This is a genomic window from Primorskyibacter sedentarius (assembly GCF_004342065.1).
Lineage (GTDB): Bacteria > Pseudomonadota > Alphaproteobacteria > Rhodobacterales > Rhodobacteraceae > Primorskyibacter > Primorskyibacter sedentarius.
The window spans coordinates 1-3,606 of the sequence record NZ_SLZU01000061.1 but is presented as its reverse complement, the minus strand read 5'-3'; the positions used below and the strand labels follow the sequence as shown (position 1 = coordinate 3,606).

Here is a 3,606-nt window from a genome sequence, read left to right as displayed (position 1 = left end):
CAGGCTCAAGTTGAACCGGACGTAAAGCCAGACAACATGAGCGATGATCTGAGGCGAAAACCGATGGCGTTTGTAACTGATCTTCTGTGTCTGCACCAACACCGCCTACGCCCAGATCAATGAACCAGCAACCTCAGGCCCATTAACGTGACAACACCGTCGGCCGCCTTCACGCCGGCCTACGTCGTGACCATCTTGGCCGAAACGGCCTTCTGCCTGCGGTTGCTGCTTCAGCGGACCACGTCCTGAAGCGCGGCTGCCTGCGCTTGGGTCATCGACAACAGCCCGAAGAGTAGAAGGGCCGCGGACGCCCCGCAGGCCAGCGTCCGAACGGTGTTCCAGAAGGTCCAGCGCGGCAGATAGGTGCGTGTCCAATAGGCGCGGGTCGCGTCCTCGGACAGGTTCATACCCGCCAAAGCCTCGTTCATCGGCACATTGAAGAAGACGGTCACGCCGAAGCAGCCGATCAGGTAGAGGAGGCCCGCAAGCAGGATCATTCCGCCGGAGGGATGAGCGAGGTTGGTCGCTCCATACCCGACGATGACCAGCGACACGGCCGCCATTCCTAGGAACAGGGCCATGAAAACCCAGCGGAAGACTTCGCGATTGATGACCTGCATGGCTTCGACTCCGCCCGCCCCGCCGGTGAGCGCGAGCGACCGCATGATGAAGTCGGAGAAGGCGAGGAAGACCCCCGCAACCAGCGCATAGGCCAGGATCGAGAGCTGGAGCAGAATGAAGAAGGTGGTGGACATTGCGTTTCCTTTCGGGCGTTGGAGGGGTTCGGCGGAAACATGGCGCGCCCGCCGCGTCGGGGTGTGGTCAGCGCGTGGCGAAGCCGGTGAGGGCAGGATCGGCGCCCCTCCGAAACGCGAAGAGGCAGAATCCGGCGATCACGAGTTCGAGGACAAGCGCACCTAGGATGCCTCCCGACGGCATGCCGTCGATTGCAAGGCCCACCACGCGCCCCGCAGGGAAGGCGACGAAGACGGTCAGCGCGGCCACCACGGCGGCCTGTCGCAGCGCCGGGCGGACGATGCCGGCCAGCATCACGGCCCCGAAGGCGCCCAGCCCGGCGCCCGGTGCGCGCAACTCGCTCAGCAGGCTGGGATCGGGCCCAAGCGTGATCCCGTAGCTTGTGTAGAACGCGTAAGGTGCGGCGAGGATAAAGGCGCCGATGCCGAGCGAGGTGATGCCGGCGACGCCGAGGGCGAATTTCTGAACAGGTTTCATTGGATTTGCTCCGATTTGGGATGGAGGTGAGGGTCAGGCCGCGGCGGGCCAGGTGCCCGCCCGGGCGGCATCCGTGGCGAACTCGGCGAAGTCGCGCGGCGGACGGCCGAGGGCCTGCATGACACCATCGGTCGTGTGGGCGTTGCGACCGTCCAGCGTCTCGCGCGCGATCGCGGTGAAGACGTTCGCCACGAAATCGCCACCCGCTGCCGCGACATTCGCATGGAAGTCGTCGAAGCTGATGGGAATATGCTGGATCGGGCGACCTACGGCCTGGCCCAGCACCTCGGCCATCTCGGCGAAGGTCATCAGGCGCGGGCCGGTCACTTCGTAGAGCCTGCCTCGGTGGCCCGCTTCGGTCAGTACCGCGACCGCCACGTCGGCGATATCCTCGATGTCGATGATCGGTTCCGCGATGTCGCCGCCGGGCATCGGCAGCACGCCAGCCAGGATCGGTTCGCGCAGGTAGCCTTCGGAAAAGTTCTGCGCGAACCAAGCGGCTCGGACGAGCGTGAAGTCGATCCCGGAGTTGCGCACGACCTCTTCACCCAGCCGTGCATGGTGCTCGCCCCTTCCTGACAGAAGGACAATGTGCTCAACGCCCGCGTCTTTCGCGGTCTCGACGAGGGACTCGAGCTTTTCGACGGCGCCGGGGAAAGCGAGATCGGGGAAGTAGGTGACGTAGGCTGCCCGGACACCGCGAAGTGCTGGGGCCCAGGTCTCCGGCGATTCCCAGTCAAAGGGAATGGCGGAACTGCGCGAGCCACGGCGGACAGGCAGGCCCTTCGCCTCCAGCTTTGCGGCGACGCGGGCCCCGGTCTTGCCGGTGGCGCCGATGACGAGGATAGGGTTCGGTTGCATGGGTCTCTCCCTTGGTTCGAGTTGACGACCAAGGCATAGGCGCCCCGCGCTGGTGCAGTATTGACCGGGATTGCCAGTTTTTTGACCGACGCTGCCAGAGCGGATCAGCGACCCCCACTGTCCTTGCGGTAGCTCGCCGGCGTCATGCCCACCCAGCGCTTGAACGCGCGAGTGAAGGAGCTCTGCTCGGCAAACCCGGTCAGGAACGCGATCTCCGCGAGGGAATGACCCTCGTCGCGCAGGAGCCCCTCCGCCAATTCGCGCCGGGTCTCCTCGGTCAGGGTCTGGAAGCTCATCCCGTGTTCGGAGAGCCTTCGGTGGAACGACCGCGCGCTGAGCCCGAGGCCCCGCGCGATGTCGGCCATTTTCGGCGCGCCCTCGCTGAGCGCCTGTGCGATGGCATCCTTCGTCTCGGCAACCAGCGGGGCCTCGTCGGCGATCTCCGAAAGTTCCTTGTCGAGATGCGAGACGAGGTACCGCGAAATCCCCGCGTCCCCGAGGATGTTCGGCTGCGCCAGCGTCTCCCGCGAAAAGAGGATCGCGTCGAGATCCGTCGCGAACCGGACGGGGCAACCGAACCAGGCCTCGTGCGCGGTTACCGAGTTCGGGGCAGGATGGCGAACCAGAACTTCCAGCGGCCTGACGGGCACCGGGCTGACCTCCCGGGCGATCGAGACGGCGCTCGCCAGCGTCGCCTCGTTCGACAGACGCATGCCTAGTCGCCGTTCGCCGGGGCGGTGGAGGATGAAGAGCGTCCCGCGTGGATCCTCGCGCAGTTCGTACTCCACCACGCTGGTCCAGAGACGCGCATACCGCTCGACCCGCGCGTAGGACGCGCCGAGCGTGGTCGCCGCCTTGAAGGCCAGTCCCAGCGCGCCATACTCGTCGAGCCGCATCGAGGCTCCGGTGCGCACGGGCAGATCCGTGACATCGACTTCGGCTGCGATCCGCTCCAGCAGGTCATAATAGGTGACGGCCGGGATCATTGCCTTGGGATCCCATGGGCCGTCGGGATCGAGGTCGATGGAGGTCAGAAGCGCACGCGCATCGACGTCCGCCCCTGCCGCGGCCACCATCTTGCGCGCGAACAGAGACGTGACATAGCCCATGTCGCGTAGACTACCGCGCGATATGCTGGTCACCAAGACCATTGATTGCCACTCCGAAGTCGCGACGGCGGCAGCCAGCGCTTGAGGCTAACGTAAGGATAGCAAAACTTCGGCCAGCATCTGAACGTCGAGGATTTGCAAGAGGTCCGCCATCCACTTGGATTGTAGGCCCTCTAAGAGCGGCCGATTTCGTTCATGACATTCGGCAATTCGCGGCGCAGAAAGGCGGCAAGGGCGTCGACCTGAGGCGGGTTGCCCCTCCGTTCGTGCGCCAGAAGGCTGATCTCCGGCAGCCCGGCGGTCCAGTCGGCATTGTCAGGTTGTTGACGTTGCTTCGGTTCACGCATAGCGCTTGCGCATGATCAGCCAAGTTTCACAACTCCGCTTGAAGGGGTTCCGGTTT

General features: G+C 64.9%; 5 protein-coding genes and 1 pseudogene. All 6 read right to left on the bottom strand.

The genetic code is table 11. From position 1 onward, the window contains the following. Positions 1–96 (bottom strand): annotated as a pseudogene (locus EDD52_RS24440) (IS6 family transposase); the annotation flags it as partial. Between the two features lie 134 nt (positions 97–230). Beyond that, complete coding sequence (locus EDD52_RS23300; protein WP_132248996.1) at positions 231–755, bottom strand: anthrone oxygenase family protein; 525 nt, start codon at positions 753–755, stop codon at positions 231–233. Between the two features lie 67 nt (positions 756–822). Next, positions 823–1,233, bottom strand: coding sequence for a DUF4345 domain-containing protein (locus EDD52_RS23295; RefSeq protein WP_132248995.1), 411 nt, complete (start codon positions 1,231–1,233; stop codon positions 823–825). Between the two features lie 33 nt (positions 1,234–1,266). Then, positions 1,267–2,094 carry an NAD(P)H-binding protein gene (locus EDD52_RS23290; RefSeq protein WP_132248994.1) on the bottom strand — a complete coding sequence of 276 codons (828 nt, stop codon included), beginning with the start codon at positions 2,092–2,094 and terminating at the stop codon, positions 1,267–1,269. A gap of 104 nt (positions 2,095–2,198) precedes the next feature. Next, entirely contained in the window at positions 2,199–3,245 is a 1,047-nt protein-coding gene (locus tag EDD52_RS23285; protein WP_243652085.1) for an AraC family transcriptional regulator, read from the bottom strand. 131 nt (positions 3,246–3,376) lie between these two features. Continuing rightward, positions 3,377–3,550 (bottom strand): hypothetical protein, encoded by a 174-nt coding sequence (locus tag EDD52_RS23800; protein WP_165907660.1) that lies wholly within the window; start codon positions 3,548–3,550, stop codon positions 3,377–3,379. Positions 3,551–3,606 lie beyond the last annotated feature (56 nt).

Excerpts from the sequence above, each read along its gene's own strand:
- EDD52_RS23300 (WP_132248996.1), bottom strand. The coding sequence starts at position 755 with ATGTCCACCACCTTCTTCATTCTGCTCCAGCTCTCGATCCTGGCCTAT.
- EDD52_RS23295 (WP_132248995.1), bottom strand. The coding sequence starts at position 1,233 with ATGAAACCTGTTCAGAAATTCGCCCTCGGCGTCGCCGGCATCACCTCG.
- EDD52_RS23290 (WP_132248994.1), bottom strand. The coding sequence starts at position 2,094 with ATGCAACCGAACCCTATCCTCGTCATCGGCGCCACCGGCAAGACCGGG.
- EDD52_RS23285 (WP_243652085.1), bottom strand. The coding sequence starts at position 3,245 with ATGGTCTTGGTGACCAGCATATCGCGCGGTAGTCTACGCGACATGGGC.
- EDD52_RS23800 (WP_165907660.1), bottom strand. The coding sequence starts at position 3,550 with ATGCGTGAACCGAAGCAACGTCAACAACCTGACAATGCCGACTGGACC.